Origin of the sequence: Streptomyces phaeochromogenes (assembly GCF_001418655.1) — a bacterium.
GTDB classification, from domain to species: Bacteria; Actinomycetota; Actinomycetes; order Streptomycetales; family Streptomycetaceae; genus Streptomyces; species Streptomyces phaeochromogenes.
Window position 1 is genome coordinate 1 of the sequence record NZ_LIQZ01000331.1, and the last position, 2,389, is coordinate 2,389.

At 71.4% G+C, this 2,389-nt stretch carries 1 protein-coding gene; it reads right to left on the reverse strand.

Annotation, left to right across the window (positions count from 1 at the left end; genetic code table 11):
* Positions 1 to 30: 30 nt before the first annotated feature.
* The gene (locus AOK17_RS36040; protein WP_055616815.1) at positions 31 to 2,286 is read right to left on the reverse strand and encodes a bifunctional glycosyltransferase/CDP-glycerol:glycerophosphate glycerophosphotransferase; all 2,256 of its coding nucleotides are present in this window, start codon (positions 2,284 to 2,286) and stop codon (positions 31 to 33) included.
* Between the last annotated feature and the right edge of the window lie 103 nt (positions 2,287 to 2,389).

Sequence of the window (2,389 nt, forward strand, 5' to 3'; positions counted from 1 at the left end):
TCCCCGCGCCCCTGAAAGTGGGCCCGAGCCCTAAAGACAAGGGGCCTGGCCCGCAGGCGTCGGCACGCTGGCGAGTGGGGCGGAAGGCGACTGGTCCGCCGCCGAGGGCACGGGGTGGCGGTCGGCGAGCGGCACCACCGCCGGGAGCCCCGCCATTTCGCCGAGGACGACTCGGCGCACGACCCGCTCGGCCGCGTGCCCGTCGTCGTACGGGCAGAAGCGGTCCCGGAACGCCGACCGGAGCTGCGTGGAGCGGGACCCCCGCCAGTGCCCGGTCGCGAAGATGTCGATCAGCTCGTCCTCGTTGCGCGCCACCGCGCCGGGCGGGAACGCGCGCAGGTCGAAGTACGTGCCGCGGGCCGCCTCGTACGCTTCCCAGTCGTCCGCGTGGATCACGATCGGCCGGTCGAGGCCCGCGTAGTCGAACATCAGGGAGGAGTAGTCGGTGATGAGCGCGTCCGAGGCGAGGCACAGGGACTCGACGCTCGGGTGGTCCGACACGTCGATGAGGCGGCCGGAGCTCCTCGCGAGCGGAGCCCCGTACGCGTGGTGCGCGCGGGCCAGCAGGACGAAGCGCGGGCCGAGCTGGCGCAGCACCCGCTCCAGGTCGAGCGCGGTGCGCTGGGTGCGCTGGTAGTCGCGGTGCGTGGGCGCGTACAGGACGGCGACCGCGCCCTCGGGGATGCCGAGGTTCTCGCGCAGCCGGGCCACGTCGGTCGAACTCGCCTGCTGGAACCGGTCGTTGCGCGGCTGGCCGTACTCCAGTGTCGTGTAGCCGGACGGGAAGACGCGCTCCCAGACGAGGGTGGAGTGGCGGTTTGCGGACAGGCAGTAGTCCCACTGGTCGGCGTCGCGCAGCAGGGCGGTGAAGTCCGTGCCGCGGGCCGCGGCCGGGCGTTCCTGGAGGTCCAGGCCCATGTGCTTGAGCGGTGTGCCGTGCTGCGTCTGGACGAGGACCTGGCCGGGGCGCTTGACCAGCCGGCGGTCGAAGTCGGCGTTGTTCACGAGGTACTTGGAGCGGGCGAGCGCCGTCCAGTACGCGGCGGTGCCCGGTGTCAGCCGGCGGGTCGCCGTCGGGATCGTGTGGTGGAACTCGGGCCGCGCGATCCACGCGGTGCGCACGTCCGGCGCGTACGTCCGGAACGCGGACTCCAGTGCCCCCGGGTTGCAGCCGTGGCCGCGTCCCCCGTGGCTGGCGAACACGGCCTGGTCGGCGCGGACGGGAAGCCGGAGCTGGACCTTGTAGTGCAGCCGGAGCGCGGCCGTGCGGAGGGTCCGGGCCAGCGCCCCGGTGAGCCGCGTGACGCCTCGCTCGATCCGCACCGCCGCCCACAGTGTCCGGTAGGTGCGGTGACTGCCCAGGCGTACCAGCGCGTGCCGCAGCCGGTTCTCGGACGGGACGTCGGCGGCCGGTACGCGGTAACGGACGTAGTGGGCACGGGCCTTGCGCAGGAACAGGGCGCGGGAGCCGTGCGGCACCCGGTCGCGCTTGAGGAACACGGCCGACAGGTGGTCGACCATGCGGCGGAACAGGACCGGCCGCCAGCGCGCAAGTTCGGGGTGCGCGTCGAGATGCGCGAAGACCCGGTCGTACTGGTCGAAGATGTCGAAGTGCTTGTTGCTGACCGTGCCGAGGATGTTCCCCTGGCGGCGCTGCCGGTAGTGGACGCATACGCGGTCGAGCGTCGCGATCGTCCCGGCGGCCATCAGGACCGGGGACGTCCAGGGGGTGTCCTCGTAGTAGCCGGGCGGGAAGGCGAAGCCCTCCCCGGCGATGAACTCCCGGCGGTACGCCTTGTTCCACACGACCATGAGGAGCTTCAGCAGCCCCGGACGGTCGTCGAGCGTGAACGGCGCCGGCGCGTTCTCGGTGAGCTGGCCCGCCTGTACGTTGCGTACCGTCTCTCCCGACCAGAAGGTGCGCGCGTAGTCGTAGACCAGGACGTCCGGGTCGCCGGTCTCCTTGACGCGGTCGGCGATGGCCCGCAGGGCGTCCGGGGTGAGGGTGTCGTCACCGTCCAGGAAGATCAGGTAGTCGCCGGTCGCGTACCGCATACCGGCGTTGCGGGCCCGGCCGAGGCCCACGTTCTCCTTGAGGTGGACGGCCCGCACACGGGGGTCGGCGGCTGCGAACTCGTCGATGATCGCGCCGCAGGCGTCGGGTGAGCAGTCGTCCACCGCGATCAACTCAAGGTCGGTGAAGGACTGTTCGAGGACGGATGCCATGCACTCGTGCAGATATGCCTGCACCTGGTACGCGGGGACAATGACACTGAACCGGGGCAAGGGACATCCTTGTGTCGGCGCGGGCATACTGCCCGGAAACGGCCGAAGGGGTTACCGGGTTACGCCGGATGCGGCATGTGGGGGAACCCGGGTGAACGCGAAG